Source organism: Nocardioides sp. Arc9.136 (assembly GCF_030506255.1).
Classification (GTDB): domain Bacteria; phylum Actinomycetota; class Actinomycetes; order Propionibacteriales; family Nocardioidaceae; genus Nocardioides.
The window spans coordinates 2,327,148-2,351,912 of the sequence record NZ_CP113431.1; the positions used below are offsets into that span (position 1 = coordinate 2,327,148).

General features: G+C 69.3%; 22 protein-coding genes. 8 read left to right on the forward strand and 14 right to left on the reverse strand.

The features are described 5' to 3' along the window. Positions 1 to 144 precede the first annotated feature (144 nt). From OSR43_RS11350 to OSR43_RS11365, 4 genes are all read right to left on the reverse strand, one after another. Positions 145 to 2,346 carry an MMPL family transporter gene (locus OSR43_RS11350; RefSeq protein WP_302266673.1) on the reverse strand — a complete coding sequence of 734 codons (2,202 nt, stop codon included), beginning with the start codon at positions 2,344 to 2,346 and terminating at the stop codon, positions 145 to 147. 110 nt (positions 2,347 to 2,456) lie between these two features. Further along, positions 2,457 to 3,287 carry a sulfite exporter TauE/SafE family protein gene (locus OSR43_RS11355; RefSeq protein WP_302266674.1) on the reverse strand — a complete coding sequence of 277 codons (831 nt, stop codon included), beginning with the start codon at positions 3,285 to 3,287 and terminating at the stop codon, positions 2,457 to 2,459. Position 3,288: 1 nt separating this feature from the next. Continuing rightward, positions 3,289 to 4,716 carry an MBL fold metallo-hydrolase gene (locus OSR43_RS11360; RefSeq protein ID WP_302266675.1) on the reverse strand — a complete coding sequence of 476 codons (1,428 nt, stop codon included), beginning with the start codon at positions 4,714 to 4,716 and terminating at the stop codon, positions 3,289 to 3,291. Between the two features lie 8 nt (positions 4,717 to 4,724). After that, positions 4,725 to 5,027 (reverse strand): rhodanese-like domain-containing protein, encoded by a 303-nt coding sequence (locus OSR43_RS11365; protein WP_302266676.1) that lies wholly within the window; start codon positions 5,025 to 5,027, stop codon positions 4,725 to 4,727. A gap of 142 nt (positions 5,028 to 5,169) precedes the next feature. On the opposite strand from OSR43_RS11365, the gene OSR43_RS11370 reads away from it, so the two are divergent. Both OSR43_RS11370 and OSR43_RS11375 read left to right on the forward strand, forming a co-directional pair. Further along, positions 5,170 to 5,583 (forward strand): DUF302 domain-containing protein, encoded by a 414-nt coding sequence (locus OSR43_RS11370; protein WP_302266677.1) that lies wholly within the window; start codon positions 5,170 to 5,172, stop codon positions 5,581 to 5,583. Further along, entirely contained in the window at positions 5,583 to 5,849 is a 267-nt protein-coding gene (locus OSR43_RS11375; RefSeq protein WP_302266678.1) for a metal-sensitive transcriptional regulator, read from the forward strand. Before OSR43_RS11370 ends, OSR43_RS11375 begins: the two co-directional genes overlap by 1 nt. Before the next feature lie 389 nt (positions 5,850 to 6,238). Here OSR43_RS11375 and OSR43_RS11380 read toward each other — a convergent pair whose 3' ends face one another. The 3 genes from OSR43_RS11380 to OSR43_RS11390 form a co-directional block, all read right to left on the reverse strand. Continuing rightward, positions 6,239 to 6,937, reverse strand: coding sequence for a hypothetical protein (locus tag OSR43_RS11380; RefSeq protein WP_302266679.1), 699 nt, complete (start codon positions 6,935 to 6,937; stop codon positions 6,239 to 6,241). Beyond that, positions 6,934 to 8,994, reverse strand: coding sequence for a type IV secretory system conjugative DNA transfer family protein (locus tag OSR43_RS11385; protein ID WP_302266680.1), 2,061 nt, complete (start codon positions 8,992 to 8,994; stop codon positions 6,934 to 6,936). Before OSR43_RS11385 ends, OSR43_RS11380 begins: the two co-directional genes overlap by 4 nt. Before the next feature lie 62 nt (positions 8,995 to 9,056). Next, entirely contained in the window at positions 9,057 to 12,176 is a 3,120-nt protein-coding gene (locus OSR43_RS11390) for a peptidoglycan DD-metalloendopeptidase family protein (protein ID WP_302266681.1), read from the reverse strand. Between the two features lie 198 nt (positions 12,177 to 12,374). Here OSR43_RS11390 and OSR43_RS11395 point away from each other — a divergent pair, with 198 nt between their 5' ends. The 3 genes from OSR43_RS11395 to OSR43_RS11405 are packed head-to-tail and all read left to right on the forward strand — an operon-like array spanning position 12,375 to position 15,683. Continuing rightward, entirely contained in the window at positions 12,375 to 13,460 is a 1,086-nt protein-coding gene (locus tag OSR43_RS11395; protein WP_302266682.1) for a tyrosine-type recombinase/integrase, read from the forward strand. A 31-nt stretch (positions 13,461 to 13,491) separates the two neighbouring features. Beyond that, a complete protein-coding gene (locus OSR43_RS11400) occupies positions 13,492 to 13,851 on the forward strand; it encodes a helix-turn-helix transcriptional regulator (protein ID WP_300954413.1) in 360 nt (119 codons plus the stop codon). Between the two features lie 38 nt (positions 13,852 to 13,889). Further along, entirely contained in the window at positions 13,890 to 15,683 is a 1,794-nt protein-coding gene (locus OSR43_RS11405) for a hypothetical protein (protein ID WP_300954414.1), read from the forward strand. Positions 15,684 to 16,230: 547 nt separating this feature from the next. On the opposite strand, the gene OSR43_RS11410 is transcribed toward OSR43_RS11405, so the two are convergent. After that, on the reverse strand, positions 16,231 to 16,683 hold the full coding sequence (locus OSR43_RS11410; protein ID WP_224126694.1) for a heavy metal-responsive transcriptional regulator: 453 nt from the start codon (positions 16,681 to 16,683) through the stop codon (positions 16,231 to 16,233). Between the two features lie 54 nt (positions 16,684 to 16,737). On the opposite strand from OSR43_RS11410, the gene OSR43_RS11415 reads away from it, so the two are divergent. The 3 genes from OSR43_RS11415 to OSR43_RS11425 are packed head-to-tail and all read left to right on the forward strand — an operon-like array spanning position 16,738 to position 18,636. Further along, positions 16,738 to 17,037 carry a thioredoxin family protein gene (locus OSR43_RS11415; protein WP_224126693.1) on the forward strand — a complete coding sequence of 100 codons (300 nt, stop codon included), beginning with the start codon at positions 16,738 to 16,740 and terminating at the stop codon, positions 17,035 to 17,037. 22 nt (positions 17,038 to 17,059) lie between these two features. After that, the gene (locus OSR43_RS11420) at positions 17,060 to 17,287 is read left to right on the forward strand and encodes a hypothetical protein (RefSeq protein WP_302266683.1); all 228 of its coding nucleotides are present in this window, start codon (positions 17,060 to 17,062) and stop codon (positions 17,285 to 17,287) included. Beyond that, positions 17,284 to 18,636 carry an NAD(P)/FAD-dependent oxidoreductase gene (locus OSR43_RS11425; RefSeq protein WP_224126691.1) on the forward strand — a complete coding sequence of 451 codons (1,353 nt, stop codon included), beginning with the start codon at positions 17,284 to 17,286 and terminating at the stop codon, positions 18,634 to 18,636. Before OSR43_RS11420 ends, OSR43_RS11425 begins: the two co-directional genes overlap by 4 nt. 321 nt (positions 18,637 to 18,957) lie before the next feature. On the opposite strand, the gene OSR43_RS11430 is transcribed toward OSR43_RS11425, so the two are convergent. The 6 genes from OSR43_RS11430 to OSR43_RS11455 all read right to left on the reverse strand — a co-directional run bounded on the left by OSR43_RS11430 (position 18,958) and on the right by OSR43_RS11455 (position 24,732). After that, the gene (locus OSR43_RS11430) at positions 18,958 to 19,548 is read right to left on the reverse strand and encodes a hypothetical protein (RefSeq protein ID WP_300954416.1); all 591 of its coding nucleotides are present in this window, start codon (positions 19,546 to 19,548) and stop codon (positions 18,958 to 18,960) included. A 120-nt stretch (positions 19,549 to 19,668) separates the two neighbouring features. Further along, positions 19,669 to 20,310 carry a DUF305 domain-containing protein gene (locus OSR43_RS11435; RefSeq protein ID WP_302266684.1) on the reverse strand — a complete coding sequence of 214 codons (642 nt, stop codon included), beginning with the start codon at positions 20,308 to 20,310 and terminating at the stop codon, positions 19,669 to 19,671. Between the two features lie 127 nt (positions 20,311 to 20,437). Then, on the reverse strand, positions 20,438 to 20,992 hold the full coding sequence (locus tag OSR43_RS11440) for a hypothetical protein (protein ID WP_224126688.1): 555 nt from the start codon (positions 20,990 to 20,992) through the stop codon (positions 20,438 to 20,440). A 28-nt stretch (positions 20,993 to 21,020) separates the two neighbouring features. Further along, the gene (locus OSR43_RS11445) at positions 21,021 to 23,438 is read right to left on the reverse strand and encodes a heavy metal translocating P-type ATPase (protein ID WP_302266685.1); all 2,418 of its coding nucleotides are present in this window, start codon (positions 23,436 to 23,438) and stop codon (positions 21,021 to 21,023) included. A 30-nt stretch (positions 23,439 to 23,468) separates the two neighbouring features. Continuing rightward, complete coding sequence (locus OSR43_RS11450; RefSeq protein WP_240249157.1) at positions 23,469 to 24,023, reverse strand: DUF305 domain-containing protein; 555 nt, start codon at positions 24,021 to 24,023, stop codon at positions 23,469 to 23,471. A 178-nt stretch (positions 24,024 to 24,201) separates the two neighbouring features. Beyond that, positions 24,202 to 24,732 carry a helix-turn-helix transcriptional regulator gene (locus tag OSR43_RS11455; RefSeq protein WP_224126685.1) on the reverse strand — a complete coding sequence of 177 codons (531 nt, stop codon included), beginning with the start codon at positions 24,730 to 24,732 and terminating at the stop codon, positions 24,202 to 24,204. Positions 24,733 to 24,765: the final 33 nt, after the last annotated feature.

Below are 24,765 nucleotides of genomic sequence, written 5' to 3' on the forward strand. Positions count from 1 at the left end.
CGGGTGTGCGGCGTTGGGGCCGGCAGTCGCGAGTTGCGTCCGCCGGGCGTGCCGGTGCGCGGCCGTCCCGTCGACGAGTTCGGGGGCAGTGCCGCGCACCGACAGTTAGAGCGTGTGGAGGATGGTGCTGGCGGTTCTGGATCCTCAGTCGTGGGCGAAGGTGATGTTGGGCAGGATCCGCTTGAGCCAGCCGGGGGTGTACCAGGCGGCCTTCCCGGTGAGGCGCAGCATCACCGGGAGCAGGACCAGGCGGACGAGGAAGGCGTCGAGCAGGACGGCGATGCCGAGGACGACGCCCATCTCCTTGGGCGGGATCGGGCCGGAGAGGGCGAAGGTGAAGAACACCGCGACCATGACGGCTCCGGCGGCGAAGATGACGCGTCCGGAGTGGGCCAGGGAGCCGACCATGGCGTCCTTCGGGTCGCCGGTGCGTTCGTAGTGCTCCTTGGCTGAGGCGAGCAGGAAGACGGTGTAGTCCATCGCGATCGCGAAGATCATCGCGAAGAAGAACACCGGGGCCCAGGCGTCGAGGAAGCCTTGGGGCTCGAAGCCGAGCAGGTCCGCGCCGTAGCCCTCTTGGAAGACCAAGCGGGCGACGCCAAAGGCGGCGGCGGTGGACAGCAGGCTGGCCAGGGTGCCGAGCAGCGAGATCAGCGGGGCCTGGAGCGCGATGAGCAGGAGCAGGAAGCCGAGGACGAGGACGACGCCGATGACCAGCGGGGTGGACTCGTCGAGCTGGGTCTTCAGGTCGAGGTTCTCCACCGGGGCGCCGCCGACGAGGGCGGAGGCCGGGAGGTCGGCGCGGAGCCGGTCGACGGTCTCGCCGAGCTGCGGGTCGGAGGGGTCGACGGTCGGGACCGCCTGGACCATGACCAGGTCGCTGTCGTCGGCTGCGGGCATCGGCGGCAGGGCGGCGGCGATGCCGCCGTCGTTCTCGAGCACCTCGGTGGCTGCGGGGGCGTCGGCCTCGTCCATGACGACCTGGAGGGTGCCGGGGGCGCCGTCGCCGAAGGACTCCTGGACGCGGTCGTAGCCGACGCGGGCGGAGGCGTCCTCGGGCAGCACCTTGATCGAGGGCATGGCGGTCGTGAGCCCGGCGATCGGGGCGGCGAGCGCCAGCAGGATGACGAGGGACGCCAGGCCCCACACGACGGGCCGCTTCCAGAGCCGCTCGCCCCAAGCGGCGAACTTCGGGGAGCGGTGCTCGCCGGAGCGCGACCAGGGCAGCGCGAGCTTGTTGATGCGGTCGTCGAGCTTGAACAGCACCAGGGGCAGCAGGGTGAGGGTGGCGGCGAGGACGAAGAGGACCGAGAGCATGATGCCGCCGGCCATCGAGCGGAACGACGGGGAGGGCACGAGCATCACTGCGGACAGCGAGATCAGCACGGTCAGGCCGGAGAGGAGCACGGCCTTGCCGGCGGTGTCCATGGTCTGGACGATCGCCCACTGCTTGCCGGCGATGTCGTTGCGGTCGCTGTGGGCGCGTGCAGCGCGGGCTGCGCGGTAGCGGACCGCGAGGAAGAGCGCGTAGTCGATGCCCAGGGCGAGGGCGAACATCATCGCGAAGTTCATCGCCCAGATGGACACGGGCACGAGCTCGTTGATGAGCACCAGGGAGCCGGCTGAGGCGACCAGTCCGGCGAGGGTGAGGATCAGCGGGAGCCCGGCTGCGACGAGGGCGCCGAAGGCGAGGACCAGGATGGCCAGGGTGACCGGCCAGGACATGAGCTCCGACTTGAGCATCGCGTCGAGGTTGGCTTCGTTGAAGTCGCTCCACAGCAGCGAGGAGCCGCTCGGGTTGACCTGAACGCTCGCGGTCGAGAGGTCCTGCAGCTCGGCCTTGAGGTCGGCGGCGACGCGGACCATCTCGTTGGTGTCGGCTCCCGCCCCGGCCAGGACGATCGCCGTCGAGCCGTCCTGCGACAGCGTGGCGCCCGGCATGGGCGCCACCACGTCGGCGATGCGCGGCTCGGCCTCGAGGACGGCGGTGACCTCGGCCAGCACGTCCGCGCCCTCGCCCTCGGTGACCGGGCCGCCGGTGGAGCGGACCACGACCTGGATGGCGGAGGAGGCGTTGCCGCCGAAGTGCTCCCGGGCCAGCTCGCGGGCCTCGACGGACTCCGATCCGCTGGCCTGCCAGCCGGCACCCGAGAGGTTGTGCTCGACCTGAGGCGCGAAGGCGCCGAGACCGACGATGGTCAGCAGCCAGACGATGGTGACGAGCTTGGCGTGCTTGGTGACCCAGACGCCGAGCCGGCCCAGCGGCCCCATGTCGGCGCTGACCGGCCGGGTCGAGCCGGGCGAGGGAGGCGGACCCGCGTGGCGGGGCGCCGTCGTGTTGCTCATGATGATCCGTTTCTCGTTCGAGTGGTTTCCGTTGCGTGATGCGTGCGCGCCGGACGGTCGTGCGCCGGCGCCGTCCCGAGGGGTGTCAGGACTGGTGAGGACTGGGCGGGTCAAGCCAGGGCAGGCAGGGCCTGGGTCGCGGTGAAGACGGCGACGCCGAGGACCAAGGCGGTGAAGGCCCGCTGGAGCCGGTCGGTGTCGACGCGGGCCGCCAGGCGGGCTCCGGCGGCGGCCGCCAGGGCAGATGCTGCGGTAAGGACGAGGACCGGACCCCAGTCCGGGCTGGTCCCGGTGCCGGCGCGGACCGCGAGGGCCGATGCGCTGGTGATGGTGATGACGACCAGGGAGGTGCCGGCGGCGTACTTCATCGGCAGTGCCAGCGCGAGCAGCAGCGCGGGGACGACGAGGAACCCGCCGCCCACGCCTAGGAACCCGGTGACCAGCCCAACCGCGGTGGCGGTGAGGAGCACCTTGAGTGCTCGTGGGCACTGGCAGGCGAATTTCGGGGAAAACGTGATGATCGGGTCATCGAGTCTGGGCCACGGGCGGTGCTCGCCCGAGCCCCGGCGGTGGCCGAGCTGGCGCCACGCCATGAGGACCCCGACGAACAGCATCAGGCCGGCGAACGCCGCCAGAAGCACGTCGTCGGGCACCCGCGCTGCCGCCTTCGCTCCCGCCGCGGCGCCGCCGATCGCCACAACGCCGAAGACCACGCCGCGGCCGAGGAGCACGTGGCCGGCCTGGTGTGCGGTGATCGCTGCGATTAGCGAGGTCACGCCGACCACGACCAGGGAGCCGGTCGTGGCCTGCGCCGCTGACTGGTCCAACGCGTAGACGAGGACCGGGACGGCCATGATCGAGCCGCCGCCGCCTAACGTTCCCAACGACAATCCGATGAGGGCGCCGGCGGCGACCGCGATGATCATGACGGCGAGGCTCATGTCAGTCCTGCGGCCCGTCGCTGGGGCTGACCAGGTGGAGCCCGACCTTCTCGGCGTTGTCGAATGTGTCGTCGACCGCGACGGGGGTGCGGCCAGCGGCGGCGATGAACGAGGCGGCGATCGAAGCGCGGTAGCCGCCGGCGCAGTGCACCCACACCTCGCCGGCCGGGACCTCGGCCACCCTGCTCGGAAGCTCGTGGACGGGGATGTTCAGGGCACCGTCGATGGCGGCCTTGGCGTGCTCGTCGGCACGGCGGACGTCGAGGACGACGACCTCGCGGTGGTGACGGACCTGCGCCAGGTCGGCGAACGTCGCGGTCGGGAAGCTGGCGACCTCGCCGGTCGTCCACCGCTCGGGACCGCCGGTCGCCTGGGCCGCGGGCCGGTCGATGCCGATCCGAACCAGCTCACGCTGGGCGCTGGCGACGTCCCCGGCGGTCTCCCCAAGCAGGGTCAGCGGGGTACCCCACTCGATCAGCCAGCCCAGGTAGGTGGAGAAGGCGCCGTCGAGCCCAAAGTTGACCGTGCCGGGCGCGTGCCCGGCCGCGAAGGCGGTGCGGTTGCGCAGGTCCACCACCCACTCGCCGGCCTCGATGCGGCGGCGCAACTCGGTCGCGTCGGCCTCCTGGACCGGCGACAGGTCCGGCGCGGCGGGGCCGGCGGCGTTCGCGGGGCTCATGTGGACGTAGTACGCGGGCCAGGCGCCCAGCCCGTCGAGGAGCTCGCGGATGTAGGTCTCCTCGTCCTGGTTCAGCACCGGGTTCGAGCGTTTCTCCTGCCCGATGGTCGAGGAGGTGGCGTCCGATTGGGTCGCGGAGCAGAACGACCCGAAGCCGTGGGTCGGGTAGACCTCCGCCTCGTCAGGCAGCTCCGCGGCGAGTCGGTGGGCGGAAGCGTGCTGGTGCCGCACGAGCGCGTCGGTGTGCTCGGAGCCGAGCAGGTCGGGACGGCCGGTGGCGCCGTACAGCAGGGAACCGCCGGTGAACACCGCGTACGGCTCCTCGCGGCCGTCGTCGACGGTCGAGAGCGCGTAGGAGAGGTGGGTGAAGGTGTGCCCGGGGGTCGCGATGGCGCGGACCCGCATCCGGTCCCCGACCGCGAAGACCTCGCCGTCGCGGACCGGGGTGCGGGCGAAGGAGACGTCGTCCTCGGCGTTGACGAGGTACGCCGCGCCGGTCGCTTCGGCTAGCGCCAGGCCGCCGGTGACGTAGTCGTTGTGGATGTGGGTCTCGAGCACATGCGTCAGCCGGACGCCGTCGTCCTCGAGGACCTGCAGGACGCGGTCGATGTCGCGCTGCGGGTCGACGACGAGGGCGACCTCGCCGTCGTGGACGAGGTAGGTGCGGTCGCCGAGCGAGGGTGTCTCGATGACGCGGACCGTCAGCGGCGCTGCGGCCTCGGGCGTCTGGTCGTGGAGGCTGGGGATCATCGTCTGGCTCACTTCTCGGTCGGGCGTCCGGAACGGATCCAGGCGCTGGTGCCGCCCGCGACGTTGGTCGCGTCAAAGCCGGCGGCGGTCAGGACGTCGGTCATGGCGCTGCTGCGGCCGCCAGAGGCGCACACGACGTAGACCGGGCGACTGCGATCCAGTTCGTCGAGCCGCGCGGTCAGCTGGCTCATCGGGATGTTGCGGGCGCCGGGGAGGTGGCCCTCGCGGTACTCGGCCGGCTCCCGGACGTCGAGGAACGCCGCACCGGCGTCGTGGGCGGCTGCGGCCTGGTCGATGTCGATCTCGTGCATCTCGTGTCCCTTCTTGTCCGTCAACTCAGAACCCCCCGGGGGGATGTTTGCGACGTTAGCAGAACCCCCCGGGGGGTTGTACAGTTGGCGGCGTACCAGCCGAGTCGCCGGCCCACGGCAAGCACAGAGAAGGGATCCGGGAATGGCGAACTACACGATCAGCACCACGATGCAGCGCCCCTACGGCGAGACGGTGGCGGCAGTGCGCGCGCAACTGGATGAGGCTGGGTTCGGGGTGCTGACCGAGATTGACCTGCGCGCGACGTTGAAGCAGAAGCTCGACGTCGACGCCGTCCCGCAAGTCATCCTCGGCGCCTGCCGACCGCAGCTCGCCCATCGGGCACTCGAGGTCGAACCCTCGATCGCGGCGCTCCTGCCCTGCAACGTCGTCGTCCGCGCCCTCGACGACACCACAACCCTCGTCGAGGCCTTCGACCCCGACGCGATGATTTCGTTCGCCGGCGGAGACGCCGCTGGCGACGCGCTGCGCAGCGTTGCTACCGACGCCCGCGAGCGACTCACCGCGGCCTTGGCCGCCCTGGAAGGAAGCAACTGATGGACCTCGAGCCCACCGACATCAAGCCGATCATCACCCGGATGAAGCGCGCCAACGGCCACCTCGCCACCGTCATCCGGATGATGGAGGAAGGCTCGGACTGCGAGTCGGTCCTCACCCAGCTCGCCGCAGTCAACAAGGCCCTCTCCCGCGCCGGCTATGCGATTGTCGCTACCGGCCTGCAGCAGTGCCTGACCGAGACCGACGAAGGCCTCGACGGCGTCGACGTCAAGAAGATGGAGAAGCTCTTCCTCGCTCTGGCCTGACGGGGGGCCGCGTCCCAATCAGGCAGCCAGCCGAACCCGTAGCGAGGCCCAACCTTCATCGATGCGGAGGTGGAGCTCATCGCCTTCCGTCGGTTGCTCGCCGACTCGAGGTTGCTGAGATGCGCGGGAGTCAGCCCAACGGATGTCCGAGGCGCAATGAGCATAGGGGCGCTCAGTCCTTGCCGGGCGAACCCGGGACGGATTGCCCGGACGCCCGCCTCGCAGGTCGTCGTCGCACCTGGCGACCGCCGTCTCCGCGGGCTAGAGATCGAGTTAATGCTGCACGGCCTGTCACTCCCCCTCGGCGCGCCGCGGAGCGGTGGGTTCTGAGACCTGCGGCTGCTGCGTTTTCAGCAGGCGAGTGCGTCATTCCGCCGCGAATGCTCGGGTCAGATTCGGGGGCCCTTCTCGGTTCGGGTGCGCGGTTGCGCACCGAGGGGGTCGTCCTTGATCTCGCCGGTGTCCAGGTCGACCTGGGCCAGGCGCGGTCGACCAGTTGGCTCGGGGTGCTCGTGGGCGCGTCGGTTGACGGGCAGCGCGTCGATGTCGTGGGCGAAGGCGTTCTCACGCCGCTGGGCGTTTGCCTCGCCGAGGTGCTCGTTGTGCCGGGGCCTGGCGGGCCAGCTCTTGTGCTCGTCGTCGCAGTGGGTCCGCAGCCGGTTGCGCATGCGGTCGGCGAACGCCGGCAGGCAGTAGCGGTGCCACTCCTCGAGGGCGTCGCTGGTCATCGCGAGTCCGGCGCGGCGTCGCTGGTCGGCCAGGACCGCGATCTCATGGACCAGGTGCGGGTGCACGGGCCAGCAGCTGGGAATGAGACCGGAGACGTCCCAGGTGTACTCGCGGTTGAGCCAGAGCACGACTTCCTCGAGCCACTCCCACAGCTGGTGGCGCAGCTCGGGGTCCAGGCACGTGGCCGGCTCCCATGGCCGGGGCAGCAGGGCGTGGTTGCCCAGGGCCTTCTTCTGCTCCTCGGTGCCATTGATGGCGAGGTGGAGCTCGCGGTAGGCCAGCCGGACGTGCTCCCCCGGCACAGGGAACGCGTAGACCATCGGGGTGGGTGCGGCCCGTCGGGCCCGTTCGGTCGTCACAGCTCACTCCTTGTCGAGTCGGTCTCGTCGACGAAGCCGAGGCGGCGCGCCTCGACGAGGGCGGCGGTGGCCCGGGCTTCGGGGGTGATGACCATGCGGCGGTCGTTGGTGAGCCGCGCCCGGAGCGCCCGCTGGTCGGCCAGCAGCTTCTCGCCGGCCTTTCCCTCCACGCAGCGGTGCAGCTTGGCGATGATCGGCTTGCCGTTCTCAGCGATCACCAGGGCACGACGCTCGGGGAGCTGGCGGACCTCCTCGGGCCGCATGATCGCGATGTCGTCACCCTCGTATCCGCTGCCGCCGCCGCGGTGGGTTCGTCTGCCGATGCGGACCTGGCCGAGGAGGTCGGAGATCTCCTGGTTGAAGGCGACGTCCTTGGATCCGCCGAACATGACCAGGGTGTTGGTGAGGCCGAGCAGCGCCCGGGCCTCGTGCTCGCCGAAGATGCTCGTCAACTGGGGCCGGGTCTGGGCGGCCCAGATGAACGACAGCCCCAGGGCACGCTCGTTGGCCATGCGGGTCCGCAGGGTCGGCAGCGGCGCAGTCGACGGCAGCTCGTCGAGCACCGAGACCAGCGGTGGACACAGCCGGCCTCCCCATGGGGAGTTGTTGGCCAGCAGCAGCCCGGTGTCCAGGACGTGTTCGGCCACCGCGGTCATGAGCGGGCTGGCCGAGGCGTAGGGGTCTTCGCGGCCCAGCAGGTAGATGGTGCCGCGGCGTCGGATCACGTCGGCCAGGTCTGTGGCCGGGTGCCCGGGGCTGGGTACGCAGCGGCGGCGGATGTCGGCCTGGAAGAACAGCGACACCGCCTGCTGCACGGTGGTGACGGTGTTGCCGGCGGTGCGGTCGTCACCGTTGAGCGCGCCGTGCAGCAGGCCGTGCCAGAACGGCTCGGCGTGCGGGTGCCGGCGCAGGATCTCCATCGGCTGGGTGGCCGCGGTCGGGTTCGCGACCCACTGCAGGACGTCCTCGAGGGTCTTGCCGGTGAGCGCCGCGGCGTGGAAGTAGCCCTGCAGCACCTTCGCGGACTCCGCGGCGTAGAAGCGGGCGGCGTCGTCGCCGGTGCCGCCGGTGATCGCGCCTTTGACGGTGCCGGCGGTGAAGGCCTTGGCACGTCGCTCGGCGACCTTCGGGTCCACGCAGCCGGCGATCGGGTCCCAGATCAGCTCGTCGATGACGCCCTCGGCCAGCCCGAACGGGTCGAGCACTACGCAGGGCCGGTCGTCGCGGGAGCGTTCGGTGAGGCTGAGTAGCAGGTCCTCGACCTTCGTCAGGGTCACCAGGGCAGCGCCCGGGGCGCCGAGCAGCGCCGGGGTGAGCAGGTCGAGTGTCTTGCCGGAGCCCTGCGGGCCGATCACGCCGGCGGTGCGCTCCCACGGCACCCACAGCTCGCCGCCGCGCGGCTCGTGTGCGTCGCCGATGCGCCAGCCCACGTCCAGCGGGTTGAACCTCAGCTTCATCGCTCCTCCTTCGTGCGGCGGCCGTCCAGGAGCCACGGGCTGGGGCCCGTGGCCGAGCTGTGGCCCGGGTTGTTCGCTTAGGTCGCCGGCGGTGCGCTGAACGGGTGCCGCCGGAGCGGTGGCGTGCTCGCCGTAGAGGTCGGGGCGGACGATGCCGGCGACCTTGCGCAGCCGGGTGACGCCCACCAGCTTCTCGGCCTCGGCGACGGTGGCCATGCCGCGCATGCGTCCCGGGCCCCAGCGCTGGTAGGCCCACACGCCGACCCAGATCGTGGCGGTCAGCAGGGCGGCCTCGGTGAGCGCGAGGCTGGCCCACACCAGCCCGCGGCCGGCGAGGTCGTCCGGGATTGGGGTGGGCAGGCCGGCGTCGGCGTGGCCGCCGAGCACGCCGGGGAGGCTGGTCCAGAAGGCGGTCCCGATCGGGGAGGGGAACGCGCCGGCGTTGGCGTCCGGCCAGGTCCACCCGGCGCCGGCGAGCAGGTTAGCGACCGATCGGCTCAGCTGGATGCCGATGACGATGACGAGGAGCGTCGCCAGGGCGACGGCGACAGGGATCTCCCAGGTCCAGGGGTACGGGTCGCGTCGGCGCTCTCTCTGCATGGATTCACCTCGTGGTCGAAAGTTCTGGCTGGTCACCTATGTGCCGGAGCGTCCGGCAGCGATCAGACGGAGCGGGTCGGCTTTGAGGCGTTCTCAGCCAGCCAGGTCGAGGGGTCGACGTTGTCGGGGCCGTAGATCGAGCCGTTCTTGAGGTGGACCTCGAAGTGGAGGTGGCACCCGGAGACGTTGCCTTCCTTGCCGACCTGGCCGATCGGCTCGCCGGCGGCGACGGTCTGGCCGCGGCTGACGGTGACGCTCTGCATGTGCGCATACCAGGTGGTCAGCGAGCCGGCGCCGGTGGTGACCTTGACCAGCTGCGGTCCGGCCCAGCCCTGGCTGGTGTCGATCTCGATGGTGCCGGCGTGCGCGGCGTAGACGGTCGTGCCGCAGGGCGCGGAGAAGTCGGTTCCGGTGTGCCAGTTTGACCAGTAGGGCCCGGTCTCGTGCCAGTTGTGGTTGTCGGTGCCGATGTACTGCGCGGGAACCGGGTAGACCACCTCGTCGCAGGATGCGCCGTCGAGGCCGATCGGGGTGATTTTGGCGTCGGGCAGCACGTTGATGTGCAGGTGGTCCATGTGGTTGGCGGTGGCCGTCCCTCGGTCCTCCATCGGCCGCCAGCCCTCGTCGGCGCGCTCGGTCGACCAGATGCGCTGGTACCAGATGATGTAGTCGATCCCGAGCTCGCGAGCGTGGGCCTGGGCGTAGGCCACGAGCGCGTCTCCTTGGGCCTTGCCGGCGGGTGTGAGCGGGACCATGAAGTCGGCCGCGAGCCCGGCCGGGTGGCCGTTGGGGTCGGTGGCGCTCTCGCGGTAGCCGCCGACGGTCTTGATGTCGAACATCGGGCCGAGGATGTTGACCAGTTGCGTCAGCTGCGGCTTGACCGGGCCGAGGTTGTAGTTGGTCGCCTGCGCGACCGCGCAGCCCGCGCTGCTGCCCGCGGTGGTGGCGACCACCAGTGGGTGGTCGGCGAGCTTGCTGGCCTGCGTGCTGTTGTCGACCTCGGCACTGGCCCAGGTGAGGTTTGCGCCGTAGATGTGGTCGATCGGCGCGTCCTTCTTGGGCTTCTTGCACGGCTCTGCCGATCCACCGAAGGCGTTGGTGAGCTCGGGGGTGAGCGCGCAGTGTGAGGAGTTGTTGCCGTCCTTGCCGTCGTTGAAGTCGCCCAGGATCACCGCCGGGGTGCCGGTGCCGACGAGGTCGGTCATGGTGGCCAGCTGGCGGCGCAGCGCCTCCTTGCGGTGCGCGGCGCCGTTCCCGTGGGTGTCGGCCGGGTTGTGGATGCTCCACACCCAGAAGACCTGGCCGGTGGTCGTCGACGTCAGCTGCACCAGGGGCATGCCGACGTCCTTGCCGCCGAAGTAGGGGATGTCGACGAGGCGGCCGTCGGTCTGCTTCCACTCGTTGCGGTCCCAGATGACCCGGTTCTGCGCCTTCCCGCTGGCCGGGTAGATCCCCCACTTGGCCGCGTACTGGTTCTCCAGCGCCTTGGCCTGCGGGCCGTGCACCTCCTGGAGGCCGGCGATCGTGACGCCTGCGTTCTCGATCGTGCGCATGGCCCCGGGGAGTCGCTTGTCCCAGGGGTCGTAACCGGGCCGCTCCCCCACCTTGTCGGTGTGGCCGGCGCCGAGCAGGTTGAGGGTGCCGACGATGACCGGGTTGACGGTCTCGCCCTGGCAGTTGGCCACGTTCGTGGTGGAGCCGTCGTCGGAAAGGTCGGGCAGGTCGCCGCCAAGCAGATCGGTGATGTCGCCGGCGATGTCCTCCCACTGGGCGTAGGCGTCGGGGTAGCCGGAGCGCTGCACGGCCTGGGCGGCCTGGGTCAGCGGCATGTTCTGCCAGCCTGGGATGTCGAGCAGTCCGGGGTTGCCGGTGTGCTGGGCTTCGCCGAAGAAGGCCCGTGCGGCGAGGACCGGGTTGGTGACCTCGGCACGGCTGCCCCAGCCCTGAGAGGGGCGCTGTTGGAACGGGCCGCCGGAGTCGCGGTCGCCGCCGGCGAGGTTGACCAGCTTGGACTCCTGGATCGCGGTGGCGATCGCGATCTGCAGCCCGCGGCGGGGCACCTGGAGGTCGCGGGCGACCTGGGCGATGGTGATCGCGTTGCGGGCCTGCTCGGCGGTAATGGTCGGGTAGCTGGAGGCGAACCGCAGCCGCATCAGCTGGGCGAGCACGTCCCCGGATGGCGGCTCGGCCGCCATCTTCGTGGTGTGGGCGGCGTTCACCACGCCGTCGCTGGTGGCCGCGGGCGTGGGCGCGCTCTCGGGGCCGACGCCGTTCATGGAGAGGCGGGCGGAGATCCAGTGGTGGTCGGAGATCATCGTTCCGGACCATCCCTGTTCGAGGCGCATGCCCTGGTGCTGGGGGAAGAAGACGAAGTCGACCGCGTGGTTGTGCCAGCCGTAGCCGGCGGCCTTCATCTTCGCGGCCGCCGCCCACGGCAGGTCGGTGTAGGAGGGGTGGGTGTTCATGTCGCCGCCGATGAGCACCGGGCCGTGGGTGGCCAGCGAGTTGCGCAGCTGCAGCAGGATGTCCATGCCGGCGCCGTACTGCTGGGGCCGGGTCAGTGGCGGGTTCCCGTGCTGCCGGGGCCACTTGTGCGGGTTGGTCATGTGGTGGGTGGAGATGACCGAGACCACGGCGCCGTCGGCGCGCTCGAGGATCACCCACGTGGCGAACCGGTCCCAGGTGACCGCCCGGCCTTGGTAGTAGGTGTTGTCGTCGACGACGAGGGTGACCCGGCCGCCGTTGGCCTTGGACCAGGTGTCGCGCTTCCAGAGCATGACGTTGCCCATGGAGTTGTTGTCGCCGGTGTGGTCGGAGACCCGAAACGCGCCGTAGCCGGGGGCGGCGGCCTCGATCTGTGCCAGGCTCCACCCGCTGGCCTCGTTGAGGGTGACGAAGTCGGGGTTGGTCGAGAGGACCTTGGGCATGGACGCGCGGAAGCCGTCCAGGCCGGACCGGCGCGGGATGTTGGCCTGCGCCAGGGTGACCTTGCCCTTGACCGGGCCGCCCACGGGCCCGTCGATGACGCCGAGGTCCCCGAGCTCGGTGGGGGCGGTCTGGTTGGTCTGGGTGCGGCACTCCGCGGCCGCGGTTGTGCTCATGACCACCATCAGGGAGACCAGCAGCGGCAGGCCCATGAAGATGATCAGGACCGGCGGTCCGGCGAGCAGAAGCTTCTTCACGACAGGTCAGTCCCGAGCGCCTCAGCCGGCAATCTCTAGGAACTCAGGTTCGATCGGACGTCCATGCGCCCCGATCTGCGTTTGCGCAGGTGGCGTCGGTTCAGCTCTCTGGAGGGCGCGCATTGACGAAGCGTCACTCTGAACGACGGTTTGGCTGTAGCATCGACGCATGATCGCTTCCCTTGAAGTCGGTGACTGATGGGTCTGGTGGCGTTGCCGGGCGGCAGCGCTGTTGATCCGGCACTTATAGGTGCGCAGGCGGTCCAGGACTTCGAGCAGGAGCTGGTGGACCAGTACGCGCTGGCGATGTCGGCGGCCGGTCTGACTGACCGCCATATCGGCGCGACTCGGGCGATCGTCATCGAGTTCGCTCGCTCGCTGTCGACTCCGCTGTGGGAGGCCACCTGTGCGGACGCGGACGCGTTCTTGGCCCAGCAGCGGCGGATGGGGCTCAGCGTGTCGACCCGGGCGGGGAAGGCCGGCGCGTTGGCGGGCTTCTACGAGTTCGTGATCGCCCGCTACGGGGGCACGATCCGCCGCGCGACTGGTGTCTTGGTCGAGCAGCCGATCGATGAGTTCAATCGCCAGTCGGGGGCATCGCTGGGGAAGGTCCGGGTGCCGCCGTCGGATGAGGAGATCGACTCGCTGTTCACCGCCTGGCGCGGGTCGGTCACACAGGCGCGCAAGTACCGGCCGGCGGCCCGCGACTACTTCGTTGCCTCGTTGTGGCGCCGACTCGGGCTGCGGATCAACGAGACCGTCATGCTCGACATCCGCGACTGGCGCCCCGATCTGGGCGAGTTCGGCAAACTCCACGTCCGCCACGGCAAGGGCTCGGGCGGCCGCGGACCCAAGCCACGGTTGGTGCCTGCGATCAACGGCGCGAACCAGTTGCTCGACTGGTGGCTGGCCGAAGTCCGCCCGCAGTACGGTGAGGATTGGGCCGACCCGGACGCGCCGTTGCTGCCCTCTGAGCGGTTCGACAGGGATCTGGATCGGTGCGGACGTGTCGGTGCGAACGCGCTGCGCCGCGCCCTGGGTATCCAGGTCGACGAGTGGCTGCCGGCGTGGTCGGGGCGAATGACGCCACACGTGCTGCGGCACTACTGCGCCTCGTCGCTGTACGCGGCCGGTATGGACATCAAGGCGCTCCAAGAACTCCTTGGCCACCAGTGGCTGGCGACGACCTCGGGGTATCTCCATGTCCGCAGTGACCACATCGAACGCGCGTGGAATAGCGCGAGCGACCGCATCGAAGTCCGCCTGGGCCTCCGTACCGACTAACGAGACCGAAGAACCGAAGGAGCTGATCCAGATGCAGTGGAGCCTGCGGCTGCGGGCCGCCGAACGAGGGATCTGGAAGTCCGCGCAGTTGCGCAGGATGCTGTCCGATGCCGGGCTCGAGATCTCCGCCGGAAAGATGTCGTCGTGGTGGGCCGGGACCCCGCCGACGATGCGCCTCGAAGAGCTCGACGTGCTCTGCTTCGTGCTCGAATGCACCCCGAACGACCTGATGACACCCGAGCCGGACAAGGTCGCCGCGCGCCGTCCCCGCAACACCGACGCCGCCAACGACAACGGCGGAAATGGCGGCGACGAGTCGAACGGCAACGGCGGCGCGCCACCGGCGGTCACCCCGCGGCTCGGCAAGCCCCGCTCGACCCCACCGCTGTAGCCCGCACCCCGATCGCCCACCGAAACGACGAGCACCGCATGCCTGCGCCCGGCCCCAACGCGGCGTTGCGGTTGCCGCCCAAGTGCAACGCGTGCCAGAGCAACCGCGTCGCGTGGACCCGCCCCCGGGTGGACTTCTGCTATCAGTGCCTGCCCGGCGGCCCATTCGCGGCTCCACCGTGCAACCGCTGCCGCTCCCGCACCGACTACTTCAGTCAGGGGCTGTGCAGTCGGTGCCATCCCCGCAGCTCCGAACACGTCGGATCGTGCAAGGGCTGTCTGGCCTGGGGTGTCTACCCCCGCTACAACTGGACCTGCTGGTCCTGTCGCTGGTGGCAGAGGCACTACCCGAAGGGCACCTGCTCCTCCTGCGGCCGCACCAGCCACGTCAGCGACCGGCAAGCCTGTCGGCTGTGCCTTGAGAACGCCCGCCTCGACCAAGAACCCGGCCGAGCACCCGATGTCACCGCGGCGAACCAGCACAGCCAGCAGCTGTTCTTCGCCAACATGGTCTTCAAGCGGCGCGCGACACCGGTGCCTGACTACGTCCGCAGGGATCGCCGATGGTCGACGAAGACCAAGAACCAGCTGCCCTACGAACCCGGCACCAGCTTCGACGACAACGCGCTCGAACAGCTGATCCTGTTCGACATGGACCCCGACCCCGCGGTGCTGCGCCAACGCCTCCTGGTCGAGGACAGCGAACTGACCCGTTACTGCGCGGCCATCGTCGCCGACCACGCCCGCCGCTACGGCTGGAGCGTCAAGCAGCGCAATGCCGTGACCCAGTCCCTGCGGCTGCTGCAGATCCTGCGGCCCACTTCCACCGCTAAGGTCCGCGCCAGTGACGTCGTGGCGTTGCGCCGATACGACGGCACCATCACCTCCACCCTCGACGTCCTCGCAGAAGCCGGACTCCTGATCGAGGACGTACCAACCCGGGTCGAGCGGTACTTCAACGCCAAGTTCATCGAATCCGGAGCCCTCCCGGACACGATGCGGGGGCACCTCCAGTTGTGGCTTCAGATCATGCTCGGCGGATCCCGACAAGCACCACGCCAGGTGCCCCGCGAACCCGAGACCGTCGAGATCCACATCCAGGGCCTCGCGCCCGTCGTGCAGGCATGGGTCGAAGCCGGGCGCCAGTCGTTCGCCGAGATCAGCACAGACGACATCCTGGCCGCCCTCGCGGCCCTGCCCGCCGGCACCAGCCACCGCCACTTCGCCGAGATCGGACTGAAGTCGCTGTTCAAGATCCTCAAGGGCCGCCGACTCGTCTTCACCAACCCGATCAAGGACATCGACCTCACCCGCATAGCCACGAACCTTCCGCTGCCGCTCGACCCCGCTTTGATCCGCGCCGAGCTCGACTCGCCCAATTCGGCCCTCGCGCTCGCCGTCGCGCTGGTGGCCTTCCACGGCCTGACCGGCAAGCAGGTCCGTGAGCTGCAGTTGTCCGACATCGTGGACGGCCGGCTGCACCTCGACGGCCGCGACATCCCGCTCGCCGCACCCGTGAGGACACGGCTGAGCGCCTGGCTCGATCATCGCAACCGCACTTGGCCGGCCACCGCGAACCCGCACCTGCTCATCAACCGACGCACCGCGCCGCGTCTCGTCCCCGGCGGTCCGTCCTTTCCCTGGAGGGACAGCCGCGTTCGCCCGCGCGCCCTGCGAGAGGACCGCATCCTGCACGAGATCCACGCCACCGGCGGCGACGTACGCCGCATCTACGACCTCTTCGGACTCAGCGTCGAAGGCGCCACCCGCTACCTCAAGACGATCGAGCACCCCGACCTGAGGAACAAGGACCACCCCGGCAACCGGACATGACCATGTCGTTGCGTCCCGCGCGGCGTGGGCCGAGAGTCGTCGCAACATCCTCACGCCACGGATAAGCAACCGTGACGCGCACGAATCGGACACTCTGACGCCACTGACTTTGGTCACGGCCGCAGCGTGGCGGCTCAGCGTCCCCCTATCCGTCCCCCCGGGCCGTCCAACCTCGGGGGGACGCAGCAGCCCGCGCCACGTTTGCGCAGGTCAGACAGCGTCCCCCCGGATTTCAAAAAAGTTCTGAGACCCGGTCACTCGGACGGTGGGTGGGAGTCCCGCAAGCGGATCCGCTGGCGGTCGTCGGCCGGCGCCGTTGCGTCCGGGACCGCGGTCACGAGTTGTACGCCGTTCGGCCCCTCGTGCGATTCGAGCGGTCGAGCGCTAGCGGTGGCCGATAGGCAGAACCCAGCGGAATGCGCTCAGCAGGGGTTTGCGGCACCAGCACGTCGCCGAGCAGTGGCACCGTGAAAGCCCGCTGCTTCGGCGGCCCGGCTCCCCAAGGCCGCAGTGAGGTAGAGCGTGACCGGGATGATGATGCGGCGCCTCATGCCGGTGAACCTACCTCCAGGCCTACGGCGTCCGTGCGTGGTCGTGAGGCCAGTGGTTGGGCGATGATGTGGCAGATCGCCTCGTCGGAGCAGTTGGCCGGGTCCAGCCGACGGCTGAGGCTGATCAAGTGGACGAGATCCGCTTCGAGGGTGGCCAGCTCGCATTGCCGCTGCTGCACGTCGAGCAACTTCGCAGCGAGGAGGTCCTGCACGTGACCGCACGGGGTAGCGCCTTCGCGGCGCAGGTCGAGGATCGTCGCGATCTCGACCAGGGTGAGGCCGGCGGCTTGAGCGTTGCGGATGAAAGCAAGCGTGGTGAGTGTCGAGTCGTCGTACTCGCGGTAGCCGTTGGGGCCTCGATGCGGTTGCGGCAGCAGTCCCTTGCGTTCGTAAAAGCGGATGGTGGCGGTCGGGACCCCGACGGCCTCGGCGACTTCTCCGATGCGCATGATCTCACTGTACCGCTTGACCTTGTACCGCGGTTCAAGGTTTAGCGTCGGGGCGTGGACATCACGCTGCTCTATTTCGAGGACTGCCCGAGCTGGAAGGTTGCGGACGAGCGCCTGGCGCTGATCGCAGCCGAGCGCGGCGACGTGACGGTGACCCGCCGACTGGTTGAGACCCCGGAGGACGCCGAGCGCGTCGGGTTTCTGGGCTCACCCAGCATCCAAATCGACGGCGTCGACCTGTTCGCCGAGTCCGGCGCGCACGTCGGGCTGGCTTGTCGGAGATACGCGGTCCCCGGTGGCCATGAAGGCGCACCGACACTCGACCAGATCCGTGTGGCGCTCGCCGATGCGTGACCGGATGGGCACTGTCGGGCCCGTGGCCGCGGTCGTCGGCGCAGTCGGCATCTGTTGCGGACTGCCGGTGCTGCTGTCGCTGGGGGTGCTCGGTGCGGTGGCCGGGGTGTCCCTCCAGAGCTGGGCCTTGATCGGTGTCGGCCTCGTGCTCGTCGTCCTCGGTTGGGTGACGCGGGTGCGGCGCGGGCGGTGTCCCGCGTCAGACATCGACGAGACCACCAATCACCCGTTTAAGGAGAGCCGCCGATGAGCCAGAGCTACGACCTGATCGTCCTTGGCGCCGGGATGGCCGGTGTGGCGTCTGCGAACAAGTGCGCCAGCCAGGGGTGGCGCGTCGCGATCGTCGACCCGCTGCCCTACGGCGGCACGTGCGCGTTGCGGGGGTGCGACCCGAAGAAGATCCTTCGCCGCGGCGCGGAGATCATCGACAGCGCCCGCCTGATGGAGGGCAAGGGCATCGACGCGGGCGGCCTGTCGATCAAATGGGGCGACCTGATGAAGCACAAGCACGGCTTCACCGACCCGGTGCCGGAGAACATGGAGGCCGGCCTGAACGGCAACGGCGTCGAGACGCTCCACGGCCCGGCGCGCTTCACCGCTGAGCGACAGATCGACGTCGACGGCACCCGCTACGACGCCGACCGCTTCCTGATCGCCACCGGCGCCAGGCCCCGCCCCTTGGACTTCCCGGGTCACGAGCACCTGATCGACAGCACCGGCTTCCTCGACCTCGACGACCTTCCGTCACGGATCCTGTTCGTGGGAGGCGGCTTCATCTCGTTTGAGTTCGCCCACATCGCCGCCCGCGCCGGCGCCTCCCCGGTCATCGTGGACCGCGGCGAACGACCCTTGAAGGGATTCGACCCCGACCTCGTCGAGCTGCTGGTCGCCCGCGGCGCCGAGATCGGCGTCGAGCTGCGACGCTCCACCAGCATCGTGGCTGTCGAGCCGAACAGCCGCGGCTACATCGTCACCCTGGACCGGGCCGGAGTCTGCGAAAGCATCGAGACCGACCTCGTCGTCCACGGCGCGGGTCGTGTCGCGGACCTCGCCGGTCTTGCCCTCGACGCCGCCGGGGTGGAATGGGGCGAGCGTGGCGTGAGCGTCTCGGATCATCTCCAGAGCACCACGAACGCAGCCGTGTGGGCTGCCGGGGACTCCGCGGACACCGCGGGGATGCCGCTGACACCGGTGGCGGTCATCGAGGCCAAGGTCGCCTCCTCCAACATGATCAAGGGCACCACGGCCGCTCCCAACTACAGCGGCATCCCGACGGCGGTGTTCACCATCCCCGAGCTCGCCCGCGTCGGCATGCTCGAAACGGAGGCTCGCGAGCAAGGCATCGACCTGACCGTCCGTCATAGCGACACCAGCGGCTGGTACTCCAACTACCGCCTCGGCGAGACCACCGCGGCCGCGAAGGTCCTCATCGACCGGTCCACGGACCGCGTCGTGGGCGCCCATCTGCTGGGACCCGAGTACGGGGAACTCATCAACACCTTCGGCCTAGCCATCACGCTCGGGCTCACCACCCGTCAACTCAAGTCGACCACCGCTGCGTACCCGACCGTGGGGTCCGATCTCGGATCCATGGTCTGAGTGCGTCGCTCCGGCCCAGGGCACCGAGGCAGGGCCTTGTGGTGGCACGCTCCGAGCGACGGTCTGGCTTTGGTCACGTCCGCGTGACGGCAAGCAGATGTGGTGCACCGTGGCCGTAAGCGAATCGACTCGCGGAGCGTGCCCAGCAGGATCCCCTGCCGGGACGACCTCGCCACAGAAGATCCGAGGGGACCAGATCGCCACTGGCGGTTCTGCTCTCGGAACGTCGAGGCCGGAGCGCGTACGTGCGGTACCGCTGGGGACAACCACCCTCAACGGTCCCTCCAGCGAGGTCGCGGACCACTTCGGCGTGGGCGTGGGTCATGGAAGGGTCAGCTCGATCTCCTGCTCGGGTTCGAGCTCGAGGTCGCCGGGGTCGCCGGTCACGGGGGCACCGTTGCTGGTCACCCTCACCTCCTCACCGGCGTTCGCCTTGACGCCACCGATCTGGGTCGGCGTCAGGGCGACGCCCCACTGGGTGAACAGCTGGCCGAGGGTGAACTTCTCCCCGACGGTGTGGGCTTCGATGTGAATGGTGCCGTCACCTTCGTGGGTGTGGACCGCGGACATGGCGCCAGTATCGGGGTCGACGCCGATGTTGGGCGGGACGGGGACCGGCTGATCGTCGATGGTGATAGCCAGCGTGGGGTGGTAGTGCTCGGCCGTGCCCATCGGGCCGAGGTCGAGCCCGGCGGCGGCGACCCGGGCCGGAACGTCGCCGGGTGCTGGCCATGGCGGGAGCGAGATGTCGTCGGGCTCAACGCCGGCGGAGCTCGACGAACTCGACGAGCTCGATCTGGTCTCGCTAGTGGCATCGGTGGCCGCCGGGTCCGTGCCGCATCCGGCGGCGATGAGGGTGAGGATTGTTGTGACGGCGGCGGCCGCCAGCTGAGCGGGGGTGGGTGTCTTCATGGAGGTGTTCCCTTTGCTGTGGTGGCGTGCCTCGGTTGGGTCGCCGGAGGCGTGCGGAACGTGGGGCACACGAACAGGGCGGACGCCACCGCCACGGTGGCGTCCGCCTGCGCTGCGGGTTCAGGAGTCGAGGAGGCCCCGCATGATGTCGATCTCCTGCTGCTGGGCGTCGATGATCTGGCCAGCGAGGTCGACGGCGTCCTTGAACTGGCCGTCTCCTTGCTCAGTCTCGGCCATCTCAATGGCGCCTTCGTGGTGCTCGATCATCATCTCGAGCCACATGTCCTGGAACTCGGCGTCGGAGGCGTTCTCGAGGGCGTCCATGTCCTCGGAGGTCATCATTCCGGGCATGTCGTCGTGGCCCATGTCGTCCATGTTGTCGGACATGTCGCCCATGTCGTGGCCGGAGTTGACGTGGTCGCGCATGGTCTCGGGGACGTCTTCGCCCCACTGGGTGAGCCAGTCGGCCATGGTCTCGATCTCCGGGCCCTGGGCGTCGCGGATGTCCTCGGCGAGGGCCTGGACCTCGGGGTCGAGGTCGCGCTTAATGGTCAGGTCAACCATCGACAGCGCCTGGGCGTGGTGGGGGATCATGTCGCTCGCGAACGCGACGTCGGCGTCGTTGTGCTCGGTGGCGCTGACCTCGGACTGGCCGCCCGCGTCGGAGGTGTCGTCGCCGCAGGCGGTAACGCCGGCGCCGAGGACAAGGGTGAGCGCGACGGCGCCGAGGGCGCGCGTACGGGTCTTGGTCTTGATTTGCATGCGAGTTCTCCTGGAAGTCAGGTAGTCAGGTGGGGTGTTGCGGGCAGGCGGAAGCGGCACCCGGCCGGGACGCTGGTGTCGAACTCTGACGGTCGAGGTCAGCGGTGGCGGGCGGTCGCAGGGCCTGTCAGCACCTGATGACGGAGAACTGCCACTCATGGGGTGGCCCGGTGCAACGCACCCACCGCAGCGCCCGTTCGCGGACGGCTGCGGGCATGAACGCCTCCGGCTGCAGCGGCCGGAGGAAGCCGGTGGCGAGGAGCGCCAGCAGCGTGAGCGCTGCAGCGGCGAGCATGACGACGCACAGCATCACCATGCTCGCCATGCCGTGACCCGAGCCGGAACCAGCGTCAGCACTGACCTCAACGCTGGCCTCGGGGGCTGCCATCGAGGACTGAGTCGCGGCGGAGTGCGCGTGTCCGTCGTGCGAGTCCCCCGAGGCCATCGCCTCCTCATGGGAAGAAGTCATGGCCGCCGTACTCGTCATGCTCATCGTGCCTGAGGGCGTTGGGACCGTGGCGGCTGGCGAAGCGCCGTGGCTGGCCAGGGCGTGCATGCCGAGGATGCCGACGACCAGGGCCGCTACGAGGGCGGCCACTGCGCTGCGGCCGGTCAGCCGCGCAGCCGTCCGCGCCCACAGGGAGTTGCGGGTGCGGCGGCTGGTCGCGGGCACGGGGCTCATCGGCTTCGATGGTACGGAAACACTGGAATCAGGGCAGCCGCTGGGTTCGCAACCTCAGGGCGTTGATGATGACGCTGACCGACGAGAGAGCCATCGCGGCCGCGGCGATGACCGGGGACAGCAGCCACCCGAACACTGGGTACAGCACTCCGGCGGCGATGGGGATGCCGGCGGTGTTGTACCCGAACGCCAGGACCAGACCGCGTCGGACGTTGGACATGACGGCATGTGAGAGCTGTCGGGCGTGGGCTATGCCGTTGAGGTCGCCGCGGAGCAGAGTGACTCCGGCAGATTCGATGGCGACGTCGGTGCCGGTGCCCATCGCCAGTCCGACGTCGGCTGCGGCGAGCGCAGGGGCGTCGTTGACGCCGTCTCCGGCGAACGCGACGACGCGGCCCTCGGCACGGAGTCGGTTGACGACGTCGGCCTTGTGGTCGGGCAGGACCTCGGCTTCGATCCGGTCGATGCCTAGGTCGGCGGCGACCGCGGCGGCGGTGACCTGGTTGTCGCCGGTGAGCATGATGACCTCGATGCCCTCCTTGCGCAGCGCCGTGAGCGCGGCCGGGGTGGTGTCCTTGACCTGGTCGGCGATGCCGATGACGCCGGCTGGGGTGCCGTCGATGGCGACGAGGACGGCAGTCGCGCCGGTGCGGCGCAGCTGGGTGGCCTTGTCGGCCAGGGGCGCGGGGTCGATGTCCTGGCTCGTGAGGAACCCGGCTGTCCCGATCAGCACCTCGCGGCCCTCGACGATGCCGAGGACACCTTTGCCGGCGGGTGCGTCGAAGTCAGCGACCTCGGGCAGCCTGCCTGCGCTGGACTCGGTCCCGGCTGCCAGGGCGGAGTGGGCCTTGTCGACGATGGCGCGAGCCAACGGATGCTCCGAGGCGTTCTCCACCGCGGCCGCGAGCCACAGCAGCTCGTCGGCGGTGTGCGTGTGGAAGCTCTCGGCGAGCTCGACGGCGACGACGGCGGGTTTGCCCTCGGTCAGGGTGCCGGTCTTGTCGACGACGACGGTGTCGACCTTCTCCATCAGCTCGAGCGCTTCGGCGTTCTTGATCAGGACACCCATCTGGGCGCCGCGCCCGACACCGACCATGATGGACATGGGTGTGGCCAGGCCCAGGGCACACGGGCAGGCGATGATCAGGACGCTGACCGCGACGACGAGCGCGTGAGCCAGCTTCGGGTCGGGGCCTAGGAGCGCCCAGATGATGAATGCGAGCACGGCGACGCCGATGACGGCGGGTACGAAGATTGCTGAGACTCGGTCGACGGTGCGCTGGATGGGTGCGCGGGAGCGTTGGGCCTCGGCGACCATGTTCACGATGCGGGCAAGCATGGTGTCGCGGCCGACCGCGTTGGCGCGCACCAGCAGGGCGCCGGTCTGGTTGAGGGTGCCGCCGATGGCGCTATCGCCGACGTTCTTGGTGACGGGCATGGACTCGCCAGTGACGAGGGACTCGTCGACAGCGGACTTGCCGTCCTCAACAAGCCCGTCGACCGGGACCTTCTCGCCGGGGCGGACGCGCAGCATGTCCCCGATCTCAACCTGGTCGAGAGTGATTTCCTCCTCGGTGCCGTCCTCACCGACGCGGCGCGCGGTCTTGGGGGACAGGTCCAGGAGGGCCTTGATGGCGCCGGAGGTAGCTTCGCGCGCGCGGAGCTCGAGGACCTGCCCGAGAAGGACGAGGGTGGCGATAACGGCTGCAGCCTCGAAGTACACCTCGACGGCCCCGTCCTCACGGAAAGCGGCAGGGAAGATGCCCGGCGCGACGGTGGCGAGGACGGAGAACAGCCATGCGACGCCCGTGCCCATCGCGATGAGCGTGAACATGTTGAGGTTCCGGGTCCTCACTGATGCCCAGCCGCGGACGAAGAACGGCCACCCGGCCCACAGCACCACCGGGGTCGCGAGCACGAGCTGGGTCCACGCCGACGCGGTGGCGGAGATGTTGTCGTGCAGCCACGGGACGAGGTCGCGGCCCATGCCGAGGATCACGACCGGGATGGACAGGACGACGCCGACCCAGAAGCGGCGGGTCATGTCGCGCAGTTCCTCGGACGGGCCGGTGTCCGCGGTGACGATGACGGGCTCGAGGGCCATCCCGCAGATGGGGCAGGTGCCGGGGCCGTCTTGGCGGATCTCGGGGTGCATCGGGCAGGTGTACTCGACCGACTCGCCCTCACTCGGGGTCGTCTGCCCATGTTCTGGCTCAGTTGCATGCTCGGCGCGGCCACCTGCGGCACGATCCGGGAAGCCATGGCCGGAGTACTGGCTGGGGTCGGCGAGGAACTTGCCCTTGCAGCCGGCTGAGCAGAAGTAGAACTGCTCACCGCGGTGGTCGACCGCGTGCTCGGCGACGGACGGATCGACCTTCATGCCGCACACCGGGTCGGTGGCCTGGTCCATCGTGGCGGCGTCGGGACGATGGGTGTGCGTATTCATGACTTCACCATACCCCCCTAGGGTATATGGTCAAGGCAGTTCGACGCCGAACAGGGCCAACATGGCGAGGGCATCACTGACATCATCGAGGCTGCTGGCGGCAGTTCCCTCGAAGCTCGGGACGGGACGCTGATCGGCTTCCTCCTGGGTGGTGGCCGGGCCGTTCTTCTCGATATCCTCGATCAGCCAGTCCATCTCCTTAATCTCTTTGCGCTGGGCCTTGATGATCTCGTCGGCGAGTTCTCGAACGCGAACGTCATCGATGTCGGCCCGCTCGCTGGTCAAGATGGCGATCGAGTGGTGCGGGATCATGCCCTTCATGTACGCCTGGTCGTCGACCAACGCCTGGGAACGCGAGAGGTACAGCCCACCTGCACCGAGCAGCAGCGCCACCGCCACGAGCACGAGGTTGTAGGCGCGGTTCTTATACATCATGCTGCGCATGAACGCGAACATCACCAGCGCCATGGCGCCGCCCATCAACAGCGCCATGTAGAAGCGCTCCTCGCTCCACCGCACGTGGTCAAAGGCGAAGACGTTGGAGTACATCAAGACGAACATCACCACCGTGGAGGTGGCGATCATCAGCCCGAAGCGTACGTACATCCGCCGCTCATGGGCCTTGTCCCCCTTCTGCTGCTCGGGCTTCTCCCGGTCACTGGGCTCGCTGGCACCGGACGGCTTCTGCGTATGAGGCGATGACATGGGGATTGCCCTTTCCGATGGGGGTCAGTTGCGGTAGTTGATGTCGCTCAGCTCGGCGTCAGACGTCGTCGTCCTCGATCGGAGCGCGAGACATCTCGATGAGCTGACGTAGACAGTGCTGACGAAGTGGCTCGGGAAAGCCCTCTGCGAGCCGGTAGTACACGATCCGGCCCTCCTTGCGTCGTCTCACCAGCCCGGCGGTACGCAGCACCCGAAGTCCGTAGGAGACTGCGTCCTCGCTCACCGACAACGCAATGGCGAGGTCGCCCACACAAAGCTCCTCGACCACGTCAAGCGCGTACAACAGTCGTGCCCGGGTGGGATCGGCCATCAGCGAGAGCACGCTGGTGAGCCGGTCTCCCTCCTCTGCCGACGGCAGGCGCTCGCGGGCCAAGGCAACCCGTCTCGGATCGACCGGGTGCTGGTGCCGGTCGCCGCCACCAGTGTTCTGGTCGGGCGCGTCTACGCGAGCGCGGACCGGATGGTCGTCAGTCACCCCGCGGAAGTACCCGATATCCGTGCGGCTATGCGGATGATGCTCGTCCGGTTGGGTACAGACGTCAGGAGAGCGGCGGATCAAGAGCACCATGCCGGGATGACCCCGCCGCCGTAACCAGAGGAG